Annotated in this window: 25 protein-coding genes and 1 pseudogene; 18 read left to right on the forward strand and 8 right to left on the reverse strand. The window is 72.2% G+C overall.

All coding sequences use genetic code 11. The features are described from left to right. Positions 1-11: 11 nt before the first annotated feature. The 4 genes from ACZ6TI_RS14715 to ACZ6TI_RS14730 are packed head-to-tail and all read left to right on the forward strand — an operon-like array spanning position 12 to position 4,450. Positions 12-884, forward strand: a complete 873-nt coding sequence (locus ACZ6TI_RS14715) for an SDR family NAD(P)-dependent oxidoreductase (RefSeq protein WP_465345551.1) — start codon at positions 12-14, stop codon at positions 882-884. Positions 885-932: 48 nt separating this feature from the next. Continuing rightward, on the forward strand, positions 933-2,543 hold the full coding sequence (locus ACZ6TI_RS14720) for an ATP-binding cassette domain-containing protein (RefSeq protein ID WP_465345552.1): 1,611 nt from the start codon (positions 933-935) through the stop codon (positions 2,541-2,543). Beyond that, on the forward strand, positions 2,536-3,924 hold the full coding sequence (locus ACZ6TI_RS14725) for an aminotransferase class V-fold PLP-dependent enzyme (RefSeq protein WP_465345553.1): 1,389 nt from the start codon (positions 2,536-2,538) through the stop codon (positions 3,922-3,924). The genes ACZ6TI_RS14720 and ACZ6TI_RS14725 overlap by 8 nt, the downstream gene beginning before the upstream one ends. Positions 3,925-3,943: 19 nt before the next feature. Next, on the forward strand, positions 3,944-4,450 hold the full coding sequence (locus tag ACZ6TI_RS14730) for a 2'-5' RNA ligase family protein (RefSeq protein ID WP_465345554.1): 507 nt from the start codon (positions 3,944-3,946) through the stop codon (positions 4,448-4,450). Here ACZ6TI_RS14730 and ACZ6TI_RS14735 read toward each other — a convergent pair. Further along, complete coding sequence (locus ACZ6TI_RS14735; protein WP_465345555.1) at positions 4,447-5,682, reverse strand: sulfotransferase domain-containing protein; 1,236 nt, start codon at positions 5,680-5,682, stop codon at positions 4,447-4,449. The genes ACZ6TI_RS14730 and ACZ6TI_RS14735 overlap by 4 nt on opposite strands. A 112-nt stretch (positions 5,683-5,794) precedes the next feature. On the opposite strand from ACZ6TI_RS14735, the gene ACZ6TI_RS14740 reads away from it, so the two are divergent. Continuing rightward, the gene (locus ACZ6TI_RS14740; RefSeq protein ID WP_465345556.1) at positions 5,795-6,436 is read left to right on the forward strand and encodes a hypothetical protein; all 642 of its coding nucleotides are present in this window, start codon (positions 5,795-5,797) and stop codon (positions 6,434-6,436) included. Positions 6,437-6,502: 66 nt separating this feature from the next. On the opposite strand, the gene ACZ6TI_RS14745 is transcribed toward ACZ6TI_RS14740, so the two are convergent. Together ACZ6TI_RS14745 and ACZ6TI_RS14750 are read right to left on the reverse strand one after the other, a co-directional pair. Further along, positions 6,503-7,687 carry an RNA polymerase sigma factor gene (locus ACZ6TI_RS14745; protein ID WP_465345904.1) on the reverse strand — a complete coding sequence of 395 codons (1,185 nt, stop codon included), beginning with the start codon at positions 7,685-7,687 and terminating at the stop codon, positions 6,503-6,505. Next, a complete protein-coding gene (locus ACZ6TI_RS14750; protein ID WP_465345557.1) occupies positions 7,684-8,085 on the reverse strand; it encodes a YciI family protein in 402 nt (133 codons plus the stop codon). Before ACZ6TI_RS14750 ends, ACZ6TI_RS14745 begins: the two co-directional genes overlap by 4 nt. A gap of 90 nt (positions 8,086-8,175) precedes the next feature. Here ACZ6TI_RS14750 and ACZ6TI_RS14755 point away from each other — a divergent pair, with 90 nt between their 5' ends. From ACZ6TI_RS14755 to ACZ6TI_RS14800, 10 genes and pseudogenes are all read left to right on the forward strand, one after another. After that, on the forward strand, positions 8,176-9,108 hold the full coding sequence (locus ACZ6TI_RS14755; protein WP_465345558.1) for a DUF4037 domain-containing protein: 933 nt from the start codon (positions 8,176-8,178) through the stop codon (positions 9,106-9,108). After that, positions 9,108-9,506 carry a hypothetical protein gene (locus ACZ6TI_RS14760; protein WP_465345559.1) on the forward strand — a complete coding sequence of 133 codons (399 nt, stop codon included), beginning with the start codon at positions 9,108-9,110 and terminating at the stop codon, positions 9,504-9,506. The genes ACZ6TI_RS14755 and ACZ6TI_RS14760 overlap by 1 nt, the downstream gene beginning before the upstream one ends. Before the next feature lie 34 nt (positions 9,507-9,540). Then, a pseudogene (locus tag ACZ6TI_RS14765) lies at positions 9,541-9,813 on the forward strand (VOC family protein); the annotation flags it as partial. Between the two features lie 131 nt (positions 9,814-9,944). Then, a complete protein-coding gene (locus ACZ6TI_RS14770; protein WP_465345560.1) occupies positions 9,945-11,768 on the forward strand; it encodes a GTP-binding protein in 1,824 nt (607 codons plus the stop codon). Then, positions 11,765-12,292 (forward strand): maleylpyruvate isomerase family mycothiol-dependent enzyme, encoded by a 528-nt coding sequence (locus ACZ6TI_RS14775; RefSeq protein ID WP_465345561.1) that lies wholly within the window; start codon positions 11,765-11,767, stop codon positions 12,290-12,292. Before ACZ6TI_RS14770 ends, ACZ6TI_RS14775 begins: the two co-directional genes overlap by 4 nt. A 68-nt stretch (positions 12,293-12,360) precedes the next feature. Next, positions 12,361-13,284, forward strand: coding sequence for an ABC transporter ATP-binding protein (locus ACZ6TI_RS14780; protein ID WP_465345562.1), 924 nt, complete (start codon positions 12,361-12,363; stop codon positions 13,282-13,284). Further along, positions 13,284-14,060 carry an ABC transporter permease gene (locus tag ACZ6TI_RS14785; RefSeq protein WP_465345563.1) on the forward strand — a complete coding sequence of 259 codons (777 nt, stop codon included), beginning with the start codon at positions 13,284-13,286 and terminating at the stop codon, positions 14,058-14,060. Before ACZ6TI_RS14780 ends, ACZ6TI_RS14785 begins: the two co-directional genes overlap by 1 nt. 21 nt (positions 14,061-14,081) lie before the next feature. Beyond that, on the forward strand, positions 14,082-15,158 hold the full coding sequence (locus ACZ6TI_RS14790) for a sensor histidine kinase (protein ID WP_465345564.1): 1,077 nt from the start codon (positions 14,082-14,084) through the stop codon (positions 15,156-15,158). After that, positions 15,155-15,766: a response regulator transcription factor gene (locus tag ACZ6TI_RS14795; protein ID WP_465345565.1), complete on the forward strand. Its 612-nt coding sequence runs from the start codon at positions 15,155-15,157 to the stop codon at positions 15,764-15,766. The genes ACZ6TI_RS14790 and ACZ6TI_RS14795 overlap by 4 nt, the downstream gene beginning before the upstream one ends. Positions 15,767-15,894: 128 nt before the next feature. After that, complete coding sequence (locus ACZ6TI_RS14800) at positions 15,895-16,764, forward strand: sigma-70 family RNA polymerase sigma factor (RefSeq protein WP_465345566.1); 870 nt, start codon at positions 15,895-15,897, stop codon at positions 16,762-16,764. A 9-nt stretch (positions 16,765-16,773) separates the two neighbouring features. Here ACZ6TI_RS14800 and ACZ6TI_RS14805 read toward each other — a convergent pair whose 3' ends face one another. Then, positions 16,774-17,250, reverse strand: coding sequence for a heme-degrading domain-containing protein (locus tag ACZ6TI_RS14805; protein WP_465345567.1), 477 nt, complete (start codon positions 17,248-17,250; stop codon positions 16,774-16,776). Positions 17,251-17,295: 45 nt separating this feature from the next. Between ACZ6TI_RS14805 and ACZ6TI_RS14810 the strand changes: the two genes are divergently transcribed. Further along, positions 17,296-18,078 (forward strand): endonuclease/exonuclease/phosphatase family protein, encoded by a 783-nt coding sequence (locus tag ACZ6TI_RS14810; RefSeq protein WP_465345568.1) that lies wholly within the window; start codon positions 17,296-17,298, stop codon positions 18,076-18,078. Here ACZ6TI_RS14810 and ACZ6TI_RS14815 read toward each other — a convergent pair whose 3' ends face one another. Further along, positions 18,079-18,540 (reverse strand): GNAT family N-acetyltransferase, encoded by a 462-nt coding sequence (locus ACZ6TI_RS14815; RefSeq protein WP_465345569.1) that lies wholly within the window; start codon positions 18,538-18,540, stop codon positions 18,079-18,081. A gap of 118 nt (positions 18,541-18,658) precedes the next feature. On the opposite strand from ACZ6TI_RS14815, the gene ACZ6TI_RS14820 reads away from it, so the two are divergent. Next, complete coding sequence (locus ACZ6TI_RS14820; RefSeq protein ID WP_465345570.1) at positions 18,659-19,099, forward strand: MarR family winged helix-turn-helix transcriptional regulator; 441 nt, start codon at positions 18,659-18,661, stop codon at positions 19,097-19,099. 14 nt (positions 19,100-19,113) lie between these two features. Beyond that, the gene (locus ACZ6TI_RS14825) at positions 19,114-19,533 is read left to right on the forward strand and encodes an organic hydroperoxide resistance protein (RefSeq protein WP_465345905.1); all 420 of its coding nucleotides are present in this window, start codon (positions 19,114-19,116) and stop codon (positions 19,531-19,533) included. Position 19,534: 1 nt separating this feature from the next. Here the strand turns inward: ACZ6TI_RS14825 and ACZ6TI_RS14830 are convergent, their stop codons facing one another. From ACZ6TI_RS14830 to ACZ6TI_RS14840, 3 genes are all read right to left on the reverse strand, one after another. Continuing rightward, positions 19,535-20,515: a tyrosine-type recombinase/integrase gene (locus ACZ6TI_RS14830; protein ID WP_465345571.1), complete on the reverse strand. Its 981-nt coding sequence runs from the start codon at positions 20,513-20,515 to the stop codon at positions 19,535-19,537. Between the two features lie 22 nt (positions 20,516-20,537). After that, positions 20,538-20,885: a TfoX/Sxy family protein gene (locus ACZ6TI_RS14835; RefSeq protein WP_465345572.1), complete on the reverse strand. Its 348-nt coding sequence runs from the start codon at positions 20,883-20,885 to the stop codon at positions 20,538-20,540. Between the two features lie 141 nt (positions 20,886-21,026). Continuing rightward, complete coding sequence (locus ACZ6TI_RS14840) at positions 21,027-21,641, reverse strand: hypothetical protein (protein ID WP_465345573.1); 615 nt, start codon at positions 21,639-21,641, stop codon at positions 21,027-21,029. Positions 21,642-21,674: the final 33 nt, after the last annotated feature.

Consider the following 21,674-nt stretch of genomic DNA (forward strand, 5'->3'; position numbering starts at 1 on the left):
ATCTTTGCGACATGTCGTCGCGGAAAGACAAGCTGGTCGTCGTCACCGGAGCCTCCACGGGCGTGGGCGCGGCGACCGCCCGCGAACTGGCCCGCCAGGGATTCCACGTCCTGGCCGGGGTGCGGCGCGACCGGGACGCCGACGCCGTCCGAGCCACCGATGTCGAGCCCGTCATCCTCGACATCACCGAATCCGAGCACCTCGCGGCACTCGGCAAGCGCGTCGCCGACGATCCACGCGAGCTGCACGCGCTCGTCAACAACGCCGGCATCCAGGTCAACGCCCCGGTCGAGGTGCTGCCGATGGACCAGTGGCGGTGGGTGTTCGAGGTCAACCTGTTCGGCCACGTCGCCGTCACCCAAACGTTGCTGCCCGCGCTGCTGCGCAGCGGGGGCCGGGTGATCAACATCAGCTCGATCGGTGGCAAGCTCGCCCTGCCGACCTACGGCGCGTACGCCGGCGCCAAGTTCGCCCTGGAAGCGGTCAGCGACTCGCTGCGCCGGGAGGTCGCGCCGCTCGGCGTACACGTGGTCGTGATCGAACCCGGCGGTGTGCGCACCGAGATGGCCGGCCGCGGGGTGGCGGCGGCGAACCGCCTCGCCGCGCAGATGACACCGGAGCAGGAACGGCGCTACGGCGGCCTGGTTCAGGCGATCAACACGATGATGACCACCGGCACCGGGTCGGGGGTGACCGCGGACGCGGCGGCCCGGGTCATCGCGCGGGCCGTGACGACCCGCCGGCCGCGCACCCGCTACCCGATCGGCCGGGACGCCGCCCTGCTCACCCGCCTGTCCCGGGTGCTGTCCGACCGCACCCTGGACCGGGTCAGCGCCGCCCGGTTGCGCACGAGGGAAGGCGACGCGGTTCTGCCGGGCAGCTGACAGATTTTCGGGTGTCCCGGTCGGAACGGCGCTAGTACGGTGGCGTCCGTGCCCGTTCTCGACGATCCACAAGCCACCGTCGGGCCCGGACTCGCGCTCGCCGCGACCGGGCTCGGCCACGTCGTGCGCGGCGGCCGGCGCACCCTCGACGGGGTGTCGCTGACCGTCCGCCCGGGCGAGCTGGTCGCCATCATCGGGGCCAGCGGCGCCGGCAAGACCACGCTGCTCGACGCGTTGTCGGGGGTGCGCCCGGCGGCCGAGGGCACGGTCCGGTTCGACGGCCCGGCGACGTGCATCGGCTATGTGCCGCAGGACGACATCATCCACCAGCAACTGCCCCTGGCCCGGACGCTGCGCTATGCGGCCCGGCTGCGCGGCGAGGCGGATCACCGCGTCGGCGAGGTCCTCGACGTGCTCGGTCTCGCCCAGCGCGCGGACACCCGGGTCGGGTCGCTGAGCGGCGGCGAGCGCAAACGCGCCAGCATCGCCGTCGAGTTGCTGGCCCGGCCGCGCGCGCTGTTCCTCGACGAGCCGACCTCCGGGCTGGACCCGGCCGCCGCCGCGGACCTGCTCGTGCTGTTGCGCAGGCTGGCCGACGACGGCGTCCCGGTCGTGCTGACCACGCACAACCCGGCCGACGTGGCCCGCTGCGACACGCTCGTGGTGCTGGCGCCGGGTGGGCGGCTGGTGTTCGCCGGGCCGCCCGCCGACGCGCCCGCGCACTTCGGCGTCGACGACATCACCGGCGTCTACGGCCGCCTCGACGAAGCCTCGGCCTGGACCACGCCCGGGCCCGGGATCGACGCGGAAGACGCCGCAACCGAGCGACCGAAAGGAGGGGGAGTCCGGCAGACCGCCCTGCTCAGCGCCCGGAATCTCGACATCCTGCGGGCCAACCGGCTGACCCTCGCCATCCTCGCCGGATCGCCGCTGGTCATCCTGGCGATGTTCCTGATGCTGTTCGAGGGCGGAGCGTTCGATCCCGAGCGGCCCGATCCCGGCACCACCGTGATGATCCTGTTCTGGATCGCGTTCGGGGTGTTCTTCTTCGGGCTGACCTACGGCCTGCTGCAGATCTGCACCGAGCTGGCCATCCTGCGCCGCGAAGTGTTCGCCGGGCTCAAACTCGGGCCCTATCTGGCGGCCAAGGTCGTGCTGCTGATGCCCCTGCTCGCGCTCGCCGATCTGGTGCTGCTCGCGGTGCTGCGGTTGCTCGACCGGCTGCCGGCGCTGACCGCGGCCGAGTTCGGCGGGGTCTATCTGACCGCGCTGCTCGCCTCCGCCTGCGCGCTCGCCATCGGGCTGCTCTGCTCGGCCAGTGTCTCGGACGTCGCGCAGGCCAGCCTGATGCTGCCGATGCTGTGCTTCCCGCAGGTGCTGTTCGTCGGCGCGATCCTGCCGGTGCCGGTGATGGCGCCGGTCGGCCGGGCGATCAGCTACGCGATGTCGAACCGCTGGTCGTTCGAGGCGCTCGGGCACACCACCGGCGTTCCCGCGCTGTGGCGCGACGGCGGCTCACCGCTCGGGCCGCCGCTGCTGGCCGCCTACGGCGACTCGTTCGACGCGCCGCAGTGGCACAACTGGCTGATCCTGGCCGGCATGACCGTCGTCTTCCTGCTCGCCACGGTGCTCGTGCTGCGCAGGCGTTGCCGTGGCTGAGTTCATCGAGGAGCGCAACCGGCTCGACGAGCTCCGCGAGACCGAATACGCGCACCTGGACCACAACGGCGAGGTCTACCTCGACTACACCGGCGCGGGCGTCTACGCGCAGGCGCAACTGCGGCACCACCACGAGCGGCTGCAACAGCGGGCCTATGGCAACCCGCACTCGGAGAACCCGGCGTCCGCGGCGTCCACCGAGCTGGTCGAGTCGGCCCGGCGGGCGGTGCTGCGCTTCCTCAACGCGTCCGCCGACGAATACGCGGTGATCTTCACGCCGAACGCGTCCGGCGCGTGCCGGCTGGTCGGCGAGGCCTACCCGTTCGGGCGGCGCCGCGACCTGGTGATGACCTTCGACAACCACAACTCGGTCAACGGCATCCGCGAATTCGCCCGGCACGCCCGGGCCCGCCGCCGCTACGTGCCGCTGGACGCCCCCGAGCTGCGCATCTCCGACGCGGCCGTGGACGCGGCGCTGCACCTGCGGCGCGGGCTGTTCGCGTTCCCCGCGCAGAGCAACTTCACCGGCGTCCAGCACCCGCTGTCCTGGGTGGAAAAGGCCCACGACCACGGGTACGACGTGCTGCTGGACGTGGCGGCCTACCTGCCCGTGAACCGGCTCGACCTGAGCGTGGTCAAGCCGGACTTCGTGCCGATCAGCTGGTACAAGGTGCTCGGCTACCCGACCGGCATCGGCTGCCTGGTCGCCCGGCGCGACGCCCTGGCCCGGCTGCGGCGTCCCTGGTTCGCGGGCGGCACCATCCACGCGGTCAGCGTCGGCACCGAGTGGCACCAGCTGGCCACCGACGAGACCGCGTTCGAGGACGGCACCGTCGACTTCCTGCACATCCCGGACGTCGAGTTCGGGCTGCAGTGGCTGACCGGCATCGGGCAGGACCTGATCCGCGACCGCACCCGGGCGCTGACCGGGTGGCTGCTCGACCGGCTCGCCGCGCTGCGCCACACGAACGGCGACCCGATGGCCCGCATCTACGGCCCGGCCGGCGTGGCGGGCCGCGGCGCCACGGTGGCGTTCAACCTGCTCGACCCGGACGGCCGGATCGTCGACGAACGCCTGGTCGCCGCCGAGGCCGCGGCGGCGGGCCTGTCGCTGCGCACCGGCTGTTTCTGCAATCCCGGCGCCGGCGAGGGCGCGTTCGCGATCGCGCGGCGGGACATGCGCCGCACCTGGCGCGGTGGCGTGCGCACGGTCGACGACTACCTGACGATGCTGGGCCTGCCGAACGGCGGCGCGGTCCGGGTGTCGTTCGGGGTGGCGTCCACGTATTCCGACGTGCGGAGGCTGCTCGACTTCCTGGAACAGGTCTACCGCGACCGGCACACCGACACGGCCGGCCTCGCGCCGCGCCTGCGCTGCTAGCTGCGGGAGACTGCGAGACGTGCTGAAGACCGCCCTGCTGATCCCGGTGCCCGAGGCCGAGCCGGCGGTGGGCGCCCACCGGGCCGGGCTGGACGCGGCCGCCGCGTGGGGAGTGCCCGCGCACATCACCGTGCTCTTCCCGTTCCTGCCGCCCGACCGGGTCGACCCGGCCGCGCTGGCGGATCTGTTCGCCGCGGTGCCCCGGTTCGAGGGGCTGCTGGAGAGCGTGGACTGGTTCGGCGACACCGTGGTCTGGCTGTCGCCGCGACCGGCGGCGCGGTTCCGTGAGCTGACCGAGCTGGTGTGGCGCCGCTGGCCGGAGACGCCGCCGTTCGAGGGCGCCTTCGACGACGTGGTGCCGCACCTGACCATCGGGCACGACCACCCGCGGGCGGAGCTGGCGTCGGCGGCGGCCGATGCGGCCGCGCACCTGCCGATCACGTTTGCGGTGGACCGGGTCCAGCTGATCGCGGGCCGCACCGGCCACACCCGCTGGCAGACCGTCCACGAGTTCGCGCTCGGCTAGAGCGGCAGGTCCCAGCGGCGTGTCACGGCGATCTCGCCGTACTGGTCGGCGACCTTCACCTCGGCCAGCCGCCCGTCCGGGTGCCAGCGCCGGCTCGCGCCGACCCACCGGCCGCCGCGCAGGTAGATCTCCAGCTTGAGCGTGCCGTCGTGGTACCAGGACCGTTCCACGCCGTGTGGGATGCCGCCGACCACCTCGGTGAGGTCGACCAGGTAGCCGTCGGGCGTGATGTCGACGACGTCGCCGGTGAACGGCTTGCCCTGGTAGTCGAAGCAGAAGCCGTCGTCCGAGTCGGTGTCGTCGATGTGCACCCGCGCGACGGCGTCCGGGCCGAGCTCGAGCCAGGCCGCCAGCTCCGGCGACGCGAGCGCCGCCAGTTCCCGCCGGTAGCCCTCCAGGTCGGCTTCGGTGAGCACCTCGCGCCACCGGCCCTGCGCCCCGGCCCGGAAGAACGCCCGGCTGTCGGAGAACATGCCAAGACCTTCATCGGGTACGAGCGCGGCGGCGCTGTCCCGCATCCGGTCGAACCGGGCCGCCGCCACCAGCTCCGGCCACCGGTCCGGCGGCACGACGATCTCCAGCCGACCGGCCAGCAGCCGCATGGTCCGTTCCAGGTCACCCGTCAGATCGCGGTAGTGCAGCACGGTCACCGCCGGGTCGTGCCGCCGGTCCCGGGCGATGCCGAGATGCCGGACCAGACCGCGCAGCGAATCCTGACCCTCGTCGTGGTGGATCCACTTCAGCACCCGTTCGCGGTGCCCGTCCGGCCAGCTCGACCGCTCCGCCGCGGCACGCTGATCCGCTCGCTCGGCCGGCGTGTCCAGCAGCGCCTCGATGGCCGCACTGTTCAGGTTGGCCCGGTGATGGTCCATCGACACCGCCACGTCGCGCGGGTCGCGCCCGATCGTCAGGTATTGCACGCCGTCGACCTGCGGCAGGCCGTCGAGCGGCGTGTGCGTCTTGATGAACCGGCGATGCTCCTGCGCCGCGAGCCGGGCGAACACCTCGTCCACCGGCCGCAGCCGCATGTCCAGCCACGGCGACAGGGTGGTCAGCGGCGCCGGCAGCTCGGGCGTCTGGAATATGAGCAGCGCGCAGATCATCTGCAGCCAGGTGGTGCCGCACTTCGACGGCGCGCTGATCACGATGTCGCCCGGCCGGAACGCGAACCCCGCCCACCGGCTGCTGTCGGCCAGGCCGCCCCGATAGACGACGAGGTCATTGTCCTTCATGGACTTTCCTGGCCTCCCGGTGGGACATTGATGACATGGCCACAGTCTGGCTCGTCCGCGCCGCCCGGCACACCGCCCTGGCCGGTTTGCTCCAGGGCCGAGGGTAGCCACCATGGGCGTCGTTCTGCTCGCGCGCACGGTGTTCGTCATGGCGGCGGCCGGTCTGGTCCTCAGTCACGGCTCCACCTGGGCCTTCGTGCTGGGCCTGCCGATCACCGTCGCCTCCGTGCTGGCTCATGTGAAAGCGTCGCGGCAGCCGGTGTCGGAGCGGCCGGTCGGCGGCCGGGACCTGATCGCCGGGCCCGGTCTGCAGAGCGAGCGGGAGCCGCTGCCGCGGGCCCGCAAGTGGCTCGGCGTCGTGGTCGGCCTGATCGGCGCGGGCTGGCTGATGGCGTTCGGCTACGGGATCGTCCACCACGAGCTCGTCGGTGCGCGGGTCTCGGCGGTGGTGACCGACATCCGGCTGGACTGCGACGAGAGCGGCGACGAGTGCGAGCCCGAGCACCGGCTCACCGCGGTCGGCTCCGGCGAGGACCTCGGCTGGATCACCGTCTGCGACGGCACGGCGCAGCGTGGCCAGATCCTCGCGGTGAGCGTGGATCCGCTCGGCTGGGTCGAGCCGACGGCGGATGCCTGCGTCACGACCCGGGAGACGATGCTCACCGTCACCTGGTTCTGGGTCGGCGGGCTCGGCGCGATTCTGCTGCTGCGGGTCGGCGCGGCGACCTGGATGTGGCGGCGGGCAAGCGTGTAGCCCGGGGTCGTCCGGCGTCAGCCGCGTGAATCGCCGGCCCCGGCGCCGGCGGCGGCAGGACAGGGGCTAGCCGTGGCGCAGCCGCGCCGCCTTCATGGTCAGGTAGTGCCGTTCGGCGGTGCTGGTGGTGGCGGCTGCCGCCGCGGTGTAGAGCCGGATCGCGGTGTCCGTGTCGCCGGCGCGTTCGTGCAGGTGAGCGCGGGTGGCGTCGAGGCGGTGGTGGCCGGGCAGCCGGTCGTCGAGGCCGTCGAGCAGCCGCAGCCCCTCGGCCGGGCCGTCGACCATGGCCGCGGCGATGGCCCGGTTCAGGGTGACGATCGGGTTGCCGGTGATCCGCTCGAGCAGGCCGTAGAGCGCCACGATCTGCGGCCACTCGGTGTCCGCGACGGTCGCGGCCCGGTCGTGCAGGGCGGCGATGGCGGCCTGCAGCTGATATTCGCCGACCTGGCCGCGGACGAACGCCGCGTCCAGGATCGACACGCCTTCGGCGATCTGGGCTCGGTCCCAGCGGCTCCGGTCCTGCTCTTCCAGCGGTACGAGGGCCCCGCCGGTCCCCACCCGCGCCGGCCGCCGGGCATCCGTGAGCAGCATCAACGCGAGCAGCCCGGCGGTTTCGGCGTCGTCCGGGGCGGCCGCGAGCAGCATCCGGGTGAGCCGGATCGCCTCGGCGGACAGATCCGCGCGGTGCACGGTCGGGCCGCTGGAGGCCGCGTACCCCTCGTTGAAAATCAGGTAGAGCACGTGCCGGACCGGCCGCAGTGAAGGCGGTGGCTCGAACGCCGCGCCCTTGATCTTCTGCTTGGCGCGGCTGATGCGTTGCGCCATCGTCGCCTCGGGCACCAGGAACGCGCGGGCGATCTCCGCGGTGGTGAGGCCGCCGACCGCGCGCAGGGTGAGCGCGATCGCGGACGGCATGGTCAGCGACGGATGGCAGCAGAGCGCCAGCAGGGTCAGCGTGTCGTCGCGCGCGGGCGCCTCCGACGGCAGGTCGCGGGCGGCGGCCAGTTCCTCGCGGCGGCGCCTGGCCTGCTCGTTGCGGACCTGGTCGAGCAGCTTGCGGGCGCCGGTCGCGATGAGCCAGGCGCGCGGGTTGTCGGGCACGCCGTCGGCCGGCCATCGCAGCGCCGCGGTGAGCAGCGCCTCCTGGGTGGCGTCCTCGGCGGTGGCGAAGTCACCGTAGCGGCGGGTGAGCACGCCGAGGACCTGCGGCGCGCACTCGCGCAGCAGGTCCTCGATCGGCTTGCCGCTCAGGGCATCTCGAAGTTGTCGGCGTTCATCACCTGGCGGACGACGATGGGCTGTTGCAGCGGCACCCCTCCGGGGCCGGGCACCGCGGAGATCTTCGCGGCGATCTCGAACGCGCGCTGCTCGGAGTCGACGTCGACCACGGTGAAGCCGGCCAGCATCTCCTTGGACTCGGCGAACGGCCCGTCGGTGACGACCGGTGCGCCGCCGTCCGAGGTGACCTCGCGGGTGTGCTTGGGCCACATCAGCGCGTAACCGTCGACGTATTCGCCGTTGGCCATCAGCTCGGCGTTGAGCGCGTCGTAGTAGTCCATGTGCGCTTGCAGCTCGTCCGGCTTGTACTGGTCCATCGGGGTGTCGTCGACGCCCGGCCGGTAGTCGACGATCAGCAGGTACTTGGCCATCTCGCATCATTCCCTTCGTTGCTGACTCTCACCCCGGGGACGAAGCTAAATCATTGTGCTCGACATCCCGGCGAAGATTATCTTTCCGTGGTGGGTGTCGGGATCGAGCTGGCTCGGGAGCACTACCTCGGCGAGGTGGCGCCCGGGCTGGCCGGCGTGCCGCACGCGGCCGCGCTGATCGGCCCGGGATCGGAGGTTCTCGGCTACGACGACGAGGTGTCCGCCGATCACGATTACGGCTCGCGGGTGATGATCTTCCGGCCGGGGGAGGCCGGCGCGTATTTCGCCGGGCAGCTCGGCGTGGATCCGGCGGACGGCCTGACGGTCGCCGACTGGCTGACCGCGCCGACGCAGGTGCTGGCGTCGCTGACCGCGGGGGCGGTGTTCCACGATCCCGGCGGTGAGCTGGCGGTGCGGCGGGCGGCGCTGACCTGGTACCCGGACGACGTCTGGCGGTACGCGCTGGCGGCCGGGTGGCTGAAGGTGGCGCAGGAGGAAGCATTCGTCGGCCGCGCCGGCTCGACCGGCGACGACCTCGGCTCCCGGCTGCTGGCCGCCCGGCTGTCCCGGGAGCTGGTCCGGCTGGCGTTCCTGGTGTCGCGCCGCTGGGCGCCCTATGCGAAGTGGCTGGGCCGCGGGTTCGCGTCGCTGCCGCTCGCCTCGTCGGTGGGGCCGCTGCTGACCGCGGCGCTGCGGGCCGACGACTGGCGGGAGCGGGAGTCGGCGCTGGTCGCCGCGGCGTCCCTGGTCGGCGCGGCGACCAACGCGCTGGGCCTGGCCGAGGCGGTCGATCCGGCGCCGCGGCAATACTTCGCCCGCGACATCCGGGTGGTCGGCGCGGACCGGTTCACGGTGGCGCTGTGCGCGGCGATCACCGACCCGGAGCTGCGCCGGCTGATCGACGCGCCCGGGCTGCGGCACGACCGGGTGCCGGTGATCGCGGGCACGGTCGACCAGGCGGTCGACTCCACCGATGCCATCGGCACGCCCCGCCGCGCCGCTCCGCTGCTGGGTCTTTCCTGATGGGCCTGCTGCTGGTGTTGCGGGAGCCGCCGCGGGCGGTGCGGTCGAAGCGGCTGACCCGGGCCGAGCGCCGGGCGCAGCGCGAGACGGAAGCGGCGTGGTGGAACGAGGCGGTCGCCCGGGGCCGGGTCGTGGACTTCGACGTCGACGTGCTGATCGGTCTGGTCGACGCGGCCGGCCCGGAGCGGCTGCAGCTGTTCGGCCTGATCTCCCCGTGGGCGGACACCGTGCTCGACCCGGCCGACCTGGGCCGGATGGACGCGGACCTCGACCTGTTCGCCGAGGTCGCCGCGACCGACCCGGCCCCGGACCGCCGGGACGTCATCGCCGCGGTCCGCGCCCTGGCCGCCGAGTGGCGCGCGCATCCGTCCCTGGAACTGCATTGCGTCGGCGACTGACCGGCCCGCTGGGGCTCGGCGGGTCGTGCACCCGGAGTGCGCACCTGGCGACGACGAGACGCTGGTGACCGGGTCGCATCCGCTGCTGTTCATCCGGGTGCCGGAGGCGAAGACGCTGAAGAACCGGGTGCACCTCGACCTGCAGCCGGACTCGGCCCGCGACGAGGAGGTCGACCGGCTCATCGGGCTCGGCGCGAAGCTCGTCGACGACCAGCGCAAGCCGGACGGGACCGGCTGGGTGGTGCTCGCCGACCCGGCCGGCAACGAGTTCTGCATCGAGCGCAGCCAGGCCGAGCGCGGGGCGTAATTCGGTTGCCCCGCCCGGTCCGGGCGGGGCAGGGTGCCCTTGACAGCGAGTCGAATCGAAGGAGAAGCCAGTGCGAGCAGCGTCGATGTCCATCCGGGAAGGAACCACCTCCTCAGCAAGGGACATGACGCTTGACTTCGCTCAACCTCGGCATCCTCGCGCACGTCGACGCCGGTAAGACCAGCCTCACCGAGCGGCTGCTGCACACCGCCGGTGTGATCGACGAGATCGGCAGCGTCGACCACGGCAGCACCCGCACCGACTCGCTCGAGCTCGAGCGACGCCGCGGCATCACCATCCGGTCCGCGGTGGTGTCGTTCGACCTGGCCGGCCGCGCCGTCAACCTGATCGACACCCCCGGCCACCCGGACTTCATCGCCGAGGTCGAGCGGGTCCTCGGCGTCCTCGACGGGGTGGTCCTGGTGCTCTCCGCGGTGGAGGGCGTGCAGGCGCAGACCCGGGTGCTCGCGCGCACCCTGCACCGCCTGCGGCTGCCCTATCTGATCTTCGTCAACAAGATCGACCGCACCGGGGCGCGCGACGTACCGCTGCTGCGGGAGATCGGCGAGCGGCTGACCCCGGCGATCGTCCCGATGACCACGGTCGGTGACCTCGGCGCCCGGCACGCCCGGGTGCAGGCGCAGGCGCCGCCGCTGGACGTGCTCGCCGAACGCGACGACGACCTGCTCGCCGCCTTCGTCGAGGGCCGGCCGGCGGATCCGTGGCCGGCGCTGGTCCGGCAGACCCGCGACGCGGTCGTGCACCCGGTGTTCTTCGGGTCGGCGATCACCGGCGCCGGCATCGACGAGCTGGTCACCGGCATCACCACCCTGCTGCCGCCGGCGACCGGCGACCGGGACGCGGCGGCGTCCGGGACGGTGTTCAAGGTCGAGCGCGGCCCGGCCGGTGAAAAGCTGGCCTACGTGCGGATGTTCGCCGGCCGCCTGGCCGAGCGGGAACGGGTGGCGGGCGAGAAGGTCACCGGCATCGCGGTGTTCGGCGGCGGCGCGGCGACCCGGCGGCCGGAGCTGACGGCCGGTGAGATCGGGCTGGTGCGCGGGCTGACCGCGGCGCGGATCGGCGATCCGGTCGGCGCCGCGCGAACCGGCCGGCAGGAACATTTCTCGCCGCCGTCGCTGGCCGCGGTCGTGGAGGCGGTGGACCCCGCGCAGAAGGGTGCGATGCACGCGGCGCTGGCCCAGCTCGCCGAGCAGGATCCGCTGATCGACCTGCGGCCGGACGACACCGTCTCGCTCTACGGCGAGGTGCAGAAGGAGGTCATCCAGGCCACCCTCGCCGACGAGTACGGCGTGCGCGTCACCTTCCGGGACAGCACCACGATCTGCATCGAGAGGCCGGTTGCGGGCGGGGCCGCGTACCGGATGATCGGGGTTGATCCGAATCCCTATCTCGCGACCGTCGGTCTGCGGGTGGAGCCGCTGCCGCCCGGTTCCGGGGTGACCTTCGCGCTCGGGGTGGAGCTGGGGTCGATGCCTTATTCGTTCTTCCGGGCGGTGCAGGAGACCATCCCGCTCGCCTTGCGGGACGGGCTGCACGGCTGGGAGGTGACCGACTGCGCGGTGACGATGACGCATTCCGGGTATTGGGCGCGGCAGAGTCACGCGCACGGCACGTTCGACAAGAGCATGTCGAGCACGGCCGGGGACTTCCGCCACCTGACGCCGCTGGTGCTGCACGAGGCGCTGGTGGCGGCCGGGACGCGGGTGTGCGAGCCGATCCACGCGCTGCGGCTGGAGGTGCCGGCGGACACGGTGACCGCGGTGCTGCCGGTGCTGGGTCAGCTGCGCGGGGTGCCGCTGGCGACTTCGTCGCGCGGGGTGATCGACGGTGAGGTGCCGGCGGCGAAGGTGCACGAATTGCGGTTGCGGCTGCCGGGGCTGACCCGCGGCGAGGGTGTGCTGGAGAGCGTGTTCGAACGATGGGAGCCGGTGTGATCCGTGAAGCCGCAGGCGAGATCTCGGCGGTGCTGCGCCCGCTGACCGGCCGGGACTGGTCGGTGCGCGCCGGGAAGCTGGAGTGGACGTGCCGGGCGACGGGCATCCACATCGCCCACGACCTGATCGCCTATGCGCATCAGGTGGCCGGGCGGGTGACCGGCGAATACCTGCCGCTGGACCTGACCGTGCGCGACGAGGCGACGCCGGCGCAGATCGTCACGATCATCGAGGCGAGCGCCGAGCTGCTGGCCCGCGCGGTCGACGCCGCGGATCCGGCGGACCGGGGCTGGCACTGGGGGCCGACCGACGCGGGCGGGTTCGCCGCGCTGGGCGTCAACGAGATGCTGGTGCACACCTGGGACATCACCCAGGGCCTGGGCGTGCCGTGGGAGCTGCCGGCCGCGTTGTCGGAGGCGGTGCTGGCGCGGCTGTTCCCGGACCAGCCGGCGGATCTGCTGTGGTGCACCGGCCGCACCGAGCCGGGCCGCGAGAACTGGATCGTCAAGGCCGCCCGCACCTGACAGATGTCATGGGCGAGTCGTGACGACCGGACCAGCCCGGCGGGCCCGGCGCGGCTGACCATCGATACATGACCCTTACAGCTATCTCTCCGGCGACGACCGCCGGTCAGCTCGCCGTCGACCTGGACGGCGTGGTCAAGCGGTTCGGCGCGGTCACCGCCGTGGACGGGATCAGCCTGACCATCCGCCCCGGCGAGGTGGTCGCCCTGCTCGGCCCGAACGGCGCCGGCAAGACCAGCACCGTCGACATGCTGCTCGGCCTGTCCCGGCCCACCGACGGGCAGGTGCACGTCTATGGCCGCGCCCCGCAGGAAGCGGTCGCGCTCGGCCTGGTGTCCGCCGTGATGCAGACCGGCGGGCTGCTCAAGGACTACACGGTCGAGGAGACCGTGCGGGTGACCGCGGTGTTGTTCGGCCGTGGGCCCGCCGAGGTGTCCGCCGCGCTCGAGCGGGCCGGGCTCACCGAGATCCGCAAGCGGCTGGTCGGCAAGTGCTCGGGCGGGCAGCAGCAGCGGCTGCGGTTCGCGATGGCGCTGTTGCCCGACCCGGAGCTGCTGATCCTGGACGAGCCGACCACCGGCATGGACGTCAGCGGCCGGCACGACTTCTGGACCGCGATCCGGCAGGACGCGGGCGGCGGCCGCACCGTCATCTTCGCCACGCACTACCTGGAGGAGGCCGACGCGTACGCGGACCGGGTGGTGTTCGTGCGCAAGGGCCGGGTGGTCGCGGACGGCACCGCGGCCGAGGTCAAGGCGCTGGCCAGCGGCCGGACGATCCGGGCCACCTGGCCGGGGGCGTCGACCGAGATCCTGTCGAGAATCGAGGGGGTCGAATCCGCCGAGGTTCGCGGCGACACCGTCTATCTGCACGCGCGGGACACCGACCCGGTCGCCCGGCACCTGCTCACGTCGACACCGGCGCGAGATCTTGAAATCACGTCGCGGAACCTCGAAGAGGCCTTCCTGACGCTGACCGCCGAGGAGGCGTGATGACCGTTCTGCCCGCACGGACCCTGCCGAGAGCCGGGGGCTTCTCGCCCGCCCTGATCAGACTCGAACTGCGCCGGATGATCCGCAACCGGCGCACCGTGATCTTCACGCTGGTCATGCCGGCGGTGTTCTTCCTGCTGTTCGGCACCAACGCCTCATCGCGGGCGGAACGGGTCGGCGGCGGCAACGTCACCGGCTACATCCTGGTCAGCATGGCCGTCTACGGCGCGATGCTGGCCACCACCAGCGGCGGCGCGATGGTCTCCATCGAACGGGCGGCCGGCTGGTCGCGGCAGCTGCGGCTGACTCCGCTGCGCCCGGTCGCGTACATCGCGGTCAAGCTGGTGCTGGCCATGGTGATCGGCCTGGTGTCGGTGGTGGTGGCGTTCGCGGTGGGTGCGCTGGCCGGCGCCGAGCTGCCCGCGGCCGCGTGGGTCGAGTGTGGCGTGCTGGCCTGGGTGTGCGCACTGGTGTTCGCGGCGTTCGGCCTGTTCATGGGCTACCTGCTGCCGAGCGAGAACGTGATGCAGATCCTGGGCCCGGTGCTCGCCGTGCTGTCCTTCGCCGGTGGCCTGTTCGTGCCGGTCGACTCGCTCGGGCACACGTTCGCGACGATCGCGAAGTTCACCCCGGTGTACGGGGTCGGCGAGATCGCCCGCTACCCGCTGACCCACGACGGCAACCTGTGGCTCGCGGCGCTGAACGTGGTGGTGTGGACCGGGTTGTTCGCCGCCGGCGCGATGTGGCGCTTCCGCCGCGACACCGCCCGGGTCTGAGCGCTTGTAGGTTCTGTAGACATGCGCGAGTTCCGCTACGGCTGGCTCTTCGCGGCGGTGTGGCTGTTCTATCTGAACGAGAGCCTCTCCGCGCTGCTGCGCCGCCCGGACGGCTGGGAGCGGGACGTCGGGCTGGTGGCGCTGGCCGGGTTCGCGGTGGCGTACCTGGGCGGGCTGGTCGTGCTGCGCTCGGTGCGCCGCGGTGCTCCCCGGTCCCGGGTGGGGCTGGTGCTGCTGGTGCAGCTGGCGTTGTTCGGGGCGCAGGTCCCCGGCGCCGGCTTCCACGCGCTGACCTGCATCACCTACATCTCGGCGACCGCCGTGGCGTCGCTGCCGCTGGCGGTCGCCGCGCCGTTCGCCGGTGTCCTGGTGATCGGCACCGAGCTGCTGTCGCGGTTCGTGCCGGGCTGGGAGGACAACGGCTACGGCCTGGCCGCCCTGCTCGGCGCGCTGGCGACCTACGGCATCCGGCTGGCCGGCGAACGGCAGCGGCGGCTGATGGTCGCGCAGGAGGAACTCGCCACCCTGGCCGTGCAAAATGAGCGCGCCCGGATCGCCGCCGACCTGCACGACATCCTCGGCCACTCGCTGACCGTGGTGACCGTCAAGGCCGAGCTCGCCCAGCGGCTGCTCGACGTCGACCTGGACCGCGCCCGCATCGAATTGCGTGACCTGGAGGGCCTGGCCCGCGACGCCCTCGCCGACGTGCGGGCCACCGCGCTGGGCGTGCGCGGCATCTCGCTGCCCGGGGAGATCGCCGCCGCCCGCGAGGCCCTCGCCGCGGCGAACGTCGAGGCGGACCTGCCGGGCGCGGCCGACGAGGTGCCGACCCGGGTGCGCGAGCTGTTCGCCTGGACCATCCGGGAGGCGGTCACCAACATCGTCCGGCACGCCCGCGCCACCCGCGCCGAGGTGCGTCTCGGCCCGGGCAGCGTGGAGATCCTCGACGACGGCGTGGGTTCCGGCGCGGACAAGAACGACGGCCAGGGCCTGACCGGCCTGCGGCGCCGTGCGGAAGAGCTGGGCGGCACCCTCACGGTGGGCGCCCGCAAGGACAAACCCGGTTTCCGGGTACGCGTGGAGGTGCCGTCATCGTGATCCGCCTGCTGCTCGCCGACGACCAGGCCCTGGTCCGGGGCGCGATGGCCGCCCTGCTGGACATGGAACCCGACCTGCAGGTGGTCGCCGAGGTCGGCCGTGGCGACGAGGTGGTCGCCGCCGCGCAGGCCGGCGCCGTCGACGTCGCCCTGCTCGACGTCCAGATGCCCGGCCTGGACGGGGTGGCCGCCGCCCGCGCGCTCAAGGCCGCCGCCCCGGCCGTGCGGATCCTGATGGTCACCACCTTCGGCCGGGCCGGCTACCTGCGACAGGCGATGGCCGCCGGGGCGGGTGGGTTCATCGTGAAGGACACCCCGGCCCGACAGCTCGCGGACGCCGTCCGCCGCGTCCACGAGGGCCTGCGGGTGGTCGACCCGGCGCTGGCCGCCCAGTCCCTGGCCCAGGGCGACTCCCCGCTGACCGAGCGCGAGGCCGACGTGCTGCGCTCCGCGTCGGACGGCGGCACGGTCGCCGACATCGCCCGTGACCTGCACCTGTCCGAGGGCACCGTGCGCAATCACCTGTCCTCGGCGATCGGCAAGACCGGCGCCCGCACCCGGGCCGAAGCGGTCCGCCTGGCCGGCGACAACGGCTGGCTCCTCGCTTAAGAACTTCTGCTCGGCAATTTCGAGTGCAACCAACCGGCAACCATCCGTAACCGGTAGCTGCACCCTGCGCAACGAAAAGTTCCCTCCGTCAGCCGGACAGCGGCGACGACCACGAGGGGGAACCAGCCATGACCGCAACGACCGCCACCGCCAGGACCGTCACCCGCGAGCAGGAGACCCTGATCCGCGACAACATGGCTCTGGTCGGCCACATGGTCCGCGAGATGCTGTTCAAGGTTCCCGCCCACGTGCACCGCGACGACCTCGCCTCGGCCGGCTACGCCGCCCTGGTCACCGCCGCCCAGGGCTTCGACCCGCAGCGCGGCATCCCGTTCGGCCGCTTCGCCGCCATGCGGGTCCGCGGGGGCCTGCTCGACGAGCTGCGCTCGATGGACTGGGCCACCCGCTCGGTCCGGGCCCGCGCCCGCCGCGCCGACACCGCCCGCCAGGAGCTCACCACCAAGCTGGGCCGCACCCCCACCCAGGAGGAGCTCGCCGAGCTGCTCGGCGTCGGGGTCAACGAGCTGGCCGGCGTCGACGACGACGTGCAGCGCGCCGCCGTCCTGTCCCTGCAGGGCTTCACCACCGGCGCCGCCGAGGACATGGTCACCGACGCCTCCATGAACCCGGAGGAGATGCTGCTGCACCGCGAGCGCATCGGCTACCTGCACGACGCCGTCGCCGTGCTGCCCGAGCGGCTGCGCTTCGTGGTCGAGGCCTCCTTCCTGCAGGAGCGCCCGCTCTCCGAGGTCGCCGGCGAGCTCGGCGTCACCGAGTCACGCGTGTCGCAGCTGCGCACCGAGGCCCTCGCCCTGCTCAAGGACGGCCTCACCACCCACATGGAGCAGCAGGAGAACGACGCCGCCAAGAACGACGGCTGCGTCGCCCGCCGCCGCGCCGCCTACGCCGCCCAGATCGCCGGCCGCAGCACGATGGCCTCCCGCCTCGCCGTCACCGACGTGCAGGGCGCCAAGCTCTCCCAGGCCTACGCCGCCTGACCCACGGGGTCAGTCGTCCGACAGGTACGCCTCGATCGCCTCCACCACCAGGGCGTGATCGTCGGCCTGCGGCAACCCCGACACGGTCACCACACCGACCACACCCACATGCGGCACCCGGATCGGGAACGCGCCACCGTGCGCCGCGTAGTCCGCCGGATCCACGCCCATGCCGGCATCGAGATCCTTGCCCTGCGCGGCCAGCCGCCGCCCGACCAGATAGGACGACGCCCCGTACCGCTCCACCACCCGCACCTTGCGCCGGATCCACTCGTCGTTGTCCGCCACACTGCCCGGCAACCCGGCATGGAACAGTTGCTGAGCGCCCCGGCGGATGTCCACCGCGACCGGCAGGTCCCGCCCGGTCGCCAGGTCCACCAGCAGGCAACCCAGCGCCCACGCGTCGCCGTTGTCGAAGCGGTCGAACGTCAGCCGACGCTCCTGCTCCGCCAGCCGCCCGATCAACTCCGCCAGCTCGTCACTCATGCGCCCATTCTTACCCCTGGATCCGCAACCGCTAGGGTCGAGGCCGTGCGCCTGGCGACCTTCAACCTGCTGCACGGCAGATCCCTCTCCGACGGCGCCGTGCACGCCGAGCGTGTCGCCGCAGCGGTCGCCGGCCTCGACGCCGACATCCTCGCCCTGCAGGAGGTCGACCGCGCCCAGCCCCGCAGCGGCCACCTCGACCTGACCGCGATCGCCGCCGAAGCCCTCGGCGCGCCCGTGCACCGCTTCGCCGCCGCCGTGGTCGGCACGCCGGGGGAGACCTGGCAGCCCTGGCGCAGCGACGACGACAACGCCCACCCGCTCTACGGCATCGCCCTGGTCAGCCGCTGGCCGGTGCGCCGCTGGCAGGTCACCCAGCTGCCCGCCGCGCCGGTCCGGTCACCGGTCTACATCCCCGGCCGCGGCCTGGTGCTGCTCAAGGACGAGCCACGGGTGCTGATCGCGGCCGTGGTGGACAGCCCCGCCGGGCCGGTCACCGTGGCGTCCACCCACCTGTCCTTCGTGCCCGGGTGGAACGTGCGCCAGCTGCGCGCGGCCGTCCGCGCACTGCGGATGCTGCCCGCGCCCCGGGTGCTGCTCGGCGACCTGAACATGCCCTCCGGGCCGGTGCGGGCGTTCACCGGCTGGAAGCCACTCGGGCGGCTGCCCACGTACCCGAGCACCACGCCGAAGGCGCAACTCGACCACGTGCTCGTGGACCCGCGCGGCGCGAAAGCGCTCGGCGAGGTCATCGACGTGCGCAACCCGGAGGCCGGCATCTCCGACCACCGGCCCCTGGTCGTGCACGTCCGCCAGCCCGGCCTGTAATCACGCGGGCCGCTGGAAGACGTGCTCCAGGCCGTCCTCCGGATCCCACTGCTCACCGATCTTGCGGAACCCGAACCGGGCGATCGTGGCCAGCGACCCCACGTTGTCCGGCCGGATGCTGGCCCGCACGAGCCGCACCCGCGGATCCGCCTCCGCCCGCGCCAGCAGCGCCGCCAGCATCGCCCTGGCATAACCGCGCCGCCGGAACGCCGGATCGACCGTGTACGCCACCTCCACCGTCCCGTCCGCCTCGGGCGGCCCGTGGAACCCGGCATGCCCGACCACCACACCCGTGGCGGCGTCCTGCACCGCCCGCGCGACCCACTCGGCGGCCGTGGGATCCCGGGCGATGTCACCACGGCGGATCCGCCACAGCCACGCCTCGTCCACCAGAAAGGGGGAGAGGGGAGTGCCGGCCGCGGCGCTCGCGGCGGCCAGGTCACCGTTGATCAGGGCGGTCATGGCGGCAGGGTCCAGCTGCACAAATCGGATGTCCGGCACAAACGGATGATCACATGCCCCTGTGTCTCGCGCCACCGTTCAGTTGTGCACAACTGAATTGCGGACTACCGTTCCCGTCATGGCCACCGACACCACCGGACTCGAACGGATGGTCTGCTTCGACCTCTACGCCGCCTCCCGAGCCATGACCGCGCTCTACCGGCCCGCCCTCGACACCCTCGGCCTCACCTACCCGCAATACGTCGCCATGACCGTCATCTGGCACCGCGCCACCATCACCGTCCGCGACCTCGGCCACGCCCTGCACCTCGACAGCGGCACCCTCTCACCCCTGCTCAAACGCCTCGAAACCCAAGGCCTCGTGCACCGCACCCGCGGCACCCACGACGAACGCACCGTCTGGATCGCACCCACCGAACAGGGCCGCCAACTCCAGCGCCAGGTCGCCGACCTCCCCGCACGCCTGGCCTGCGCCGTCGACCTCACCATCGACGAATTCACCCAACTGCACCACCTGCTCAGCCGCATCCGCGACTCCGCGGACACCAACTCCCTGTGAAAGGGGACCTCACCATGCAGGTCGTCTACACCGCCTCAGCCACCGCCACCGGCGACGGCCGCAGCGGGCACGTCCGCTCCAGCGACGGCGTCCTCGACTTCGACCTCGCCGTCCCCAAGCAGATGGGCGGCCCCGGCGGCGCCCTGCCCAACCCCGAGGAACTCTTCGCGGCCGGCTACGCCGCCTGCTTCCACAGCGCCCTCAAACTCGTCGCCCGCAGCAAGAAGATCGAACTCACCGACACCGCCATCACCGTCGACGTCGGCATCGGCCCCAACGGCCAGGGCGGCTTCGGCCTCACCGCCACCATCGAAGCCGAACTCCCCGGCGTCACCCCCGAGCAGGGCCGCGAACTCCTCGAAGCCGCCCACCAGGTCTGCCCCTACTCCAACGCCACCCGCGGCAACATCGACGTCGCCCTCAATCTGGCCTGACTCAATCCGGCCTGACCCCACCCAGACCACCCAGCGCGCGGTTGGTGCGGTTCGCCCGCACCGCCGCGCGCTGCTGCTCCGAGGTCACCTCGATGTAGTTCTGCGACGTCGTCAACGACGCATGCCCCAGCAACCGCATGATCTCCGACGCGTTCGCACCGTCCTCCGCCAACCGCGTCGCGAACGTGTGCCGCAACGCGTGCAACTGCGCACCCCGCGGCACCCGATCACCGATCCCCGCCCGCCGATAACACGACGACACCAGATATTGCAGCCCACCCCGCCGCAACGGCTCACCACGACGATCCACCAGCAACGCGTCCGTGCCCCGCCCGGCCCGCAACCGCCGGCTCGCCAGATAAACCTCCACCACCGCGTCCAGCTCCGGCTCCACCGGCACCGACCGCGGCCGCCCACCCTTGCCGGCCACCTCCACCCGCCGCTCACCGGGCCGCCCCTGAAACGACCCCACCCGCAACGCCAGCAACTCCGACAACCGCAACCCCGCACACAGGCCCAGCGCCAGCACCACCAGATCCCGCTCCGGCCACGGATCACGCACGCGCTCGTCGGCCGCCGCCACCGCACTGAGCAACCGCTCCGGCGTGTCCTCACCCCGCAACGGCTTGGGGGAGTGCGCCGCCACCCGCGGCTTGTCCACCGCCGACATCGGGTTGCCCGGCAGCACCCCGTCGGTCACCAGGAACGTGAAGAACGCGTTCCAGCTCGACCAGGCCCGGTGCACCGACGCCGGCGCCCGGTCCGCCGCGAATCGGGCGAAAGCCGCCCGGAGCACGCGAGGGGAGAGGTCGGCCAGGGGGAGTGCCGCGGCGTCCCGCCCGTCGGCGACCAGGTCAAGGATCAAATGCAGATCCCGCCGGTACGCCTGCAGCGTGTGCACCGACGGCTTGCGCGTCGCCCGGGCCGCCAGAAACTCACCGATCAGGCCGGCCACCGTCTCGTCGCCTGTTTCATGCTGCATAAGACATATTATGCAGTAAATGTCACCTTGGGGTAATATCGTCCAGATAGCGATATGCCTCGTCGAGCAGTTCGCGCCAGGCGGGCTCACCGGCTTCATATGGCATCGCGACCCATTCGCGCATGACCCGTCCGGCCATCTCGACGCGTTCCAGGGAACCGCCGGCGACCAGCTGGTCCGCCCGGGCCGCGGGGATCTTGACCATGAGCTGTCCCGAGTGGTTGACCAGACCGAAAATCTTTCCCCGCACGCGCAGGCCGACGGTGGAGAACATCCGGCCCCAGTCGACGCCGTCCTTCTTCAGATAGTCCACGGCGATGGCGTCCAGGCGGATGTCACCGCGTTCCATCGCTTTCGCGTCCTTGGCCATGCCCACCCGCTTTACTTGACATAATGTTGATTATCGACCTGGAAGATGGTCGATGCGATGCACGACCTCATCGTCTCTGCGCAGCTCGCCCGAGAGCAGCACGCTGATCGTGCCGCACCGACACCGGCAGCGGAACCACATCTATTGCTGCCAGAGGAACTTCGCGGTGCTGTGTTCGGTGCAGCGGAAGGCGTAGCCCAGGCCGCCGCCGAAGTTCATCGCCGTCTTGTGGTCGTGGCCTTCTTCGAGGTGTGCCACGAAGGTCATCGGGGGCCCGTCGTCGGCGCACTGCCCGCACTCCGGTGTCTCGTCCATCTGGATCCACGCGGGTTCGCCGCCGAGGCTGCCGAGCACCGTGCGGCCGGATGCACCGCCGCCGATCCAGGCGGCGCGGGCCTGGTTGTAGTCCTCCTGGTCGACCTCGTGCCGGTCGATTCTGGAGACCTCTTCGAGCCGGGTCTCGCCGTGCTCGGGAACGGTGGCCGGGGTGAGGTCGCCGTGGAAGACGTAGGCGCGGTTGCCGCCGGCGTCCGGGTCCCATTCCTCGCAGAGGCCGGGGTCGTTCTGGCACATGAACACCGACAGCAGTGCCGCGTCGTCGTCGAGGGCGAGCTGCCCGAGGAACTGCATGTTGCCGTCGCACACCGAGCAGACCGGCCAGGTGAAGCCGGCGGGCGCCAGGGGTGTGCCGCCGGTGCGGGTGCCCCCGGCGTCGGGTGCCGTTTCGCCGCCGTAGATCATCAGCACGGTTGTCATGCCGGGGAGATTATCGGCCGCCCGCCACCGGAG

Source organism: Actinoplanes sp. NPDC051388 (assembly GCF_055586225.1).

Excerpts from the sequence above, each read along its gene's own strand:
- ACZ6TI_RS14715 (WP_465345551.1), top strand. The coding sequence starts at position 12 with ATGTCGTCGCGGAAAGACAAGCTGGTCGTCGTCACCGGAGCCTCCACG.
- ACZ6TI_RS14790 (WP_465345564.1), top strand. The coding sequence starts at position 14,082 with ATGCGCGAGTTCCGCTACGGCTGGCTCTTCGCGGCGGTGTGGCTGTTC.
- ACZ6TI_RS14780 (WP_465345562.1), top strand. The coding sequence starts at position 12,361 with ATGACCCTTACAGCTATCTCTCCGGCGACGACCGCCGGTCAGCTCGCC.
- ACZ6TI_RS14750 (WP_465345557.1), bottom strand. The coding sequence starts at position 8,085 with ATGGCCAAGTACCTGCTGATCGTCGACTACCGGCCGGGCGTCGACGAC.
- ACZ6TI_RS14735 (WP_465345555.1), bottom strand. The coding sequence starts at position 5,682 with ATGAAGGACAATGACCTCGTCGTCTATCGGGGCGGCCTGGCCGACAGC.
- ACZ6TI_RS14830 (WP_465345571.1), bottom strand. The coding sequence starts at position 20,515 with ATGCAGCATGAAACAGGCGACGAGACGGTGGCCGGCCTGATCGGTGAG.
- ACZ6TI_RS14820 (WP_465345570.1), top strand. The coding sequence starts at position 18,659 with ATGGCCACCGACACCACCGGACTCGAACGGATGGTCTGCTTCGACCTC.
- ACZ6TI_RS14805 (WP_465345567.1), bottom strand. The coding sequence starts at position 17,250 with ATGAGTGACGAGCTGGCGGAGTTGATCGGGCGGCTGGCGGAGCAGGAG.
- ACZ6TI_RS14825 (WP_465345905.1), top strand. The coding sequence starts at position 19,114 with ATGCAGGTCGTCTACACCGCCTCAGCCACCGCCACCGGCGACGGCCGC.
- ACZ6TI_RS14835 (WP_465345572.1), bottom strand. The coding sequence starts at position 20,885 with ATGGCCAAGGACGCGAAAGCGATGGAACGCGGTGACATCCGCCTGGAC.
- ACZ6TI_RS14740 (WP_465345556.1), top strand. The coding sequence starts at position 5,795 with ATGGGCGTCGTTCTGCTCGCGCGCACGGTGTTCGTCATGGCGGCGGCC.
- ACZ6TI_RS14760 (WP_465345559.1), top strand. The coding sequence starts at position 9,108 with ATGGGCCTGCTGCTGGTGTTGCGGGAGCCGCCGCGGGCGGTGCGGTCG.
- ACZ6TI_RS14800 (WP_465345566.1), top strand. The coding sequence starts at position 15,895 with ATGACCGCAACGACCGCCACCGCCAGGACCGTCACCCGCGAGCAGGAG.
- ACZ6TI_RS14815 (WP_465345569.1), bottom strand. The coding sequence starts at position 18,540 with ATGACCGCCCTGATCAACGGTGACCTGGCCGCCGCGAGCGCCGCGGCC.
- ACZ6TI_RS14785 (WP_465345563.1), top strand. The coding sequence starts at position 13,284 with ATGACCGTTCTGCCCGCACGGACCCTGCCGAGAGCCGGGGGCTTCTCG.
- ACZ6TI_RS14840 (WP_465345573.1), bottom strand. The coding sequence starts at position 21,641 with ATGACAACCGTGCTGATGATCTACGGCGGCGAAACGGCACCCGACGCC.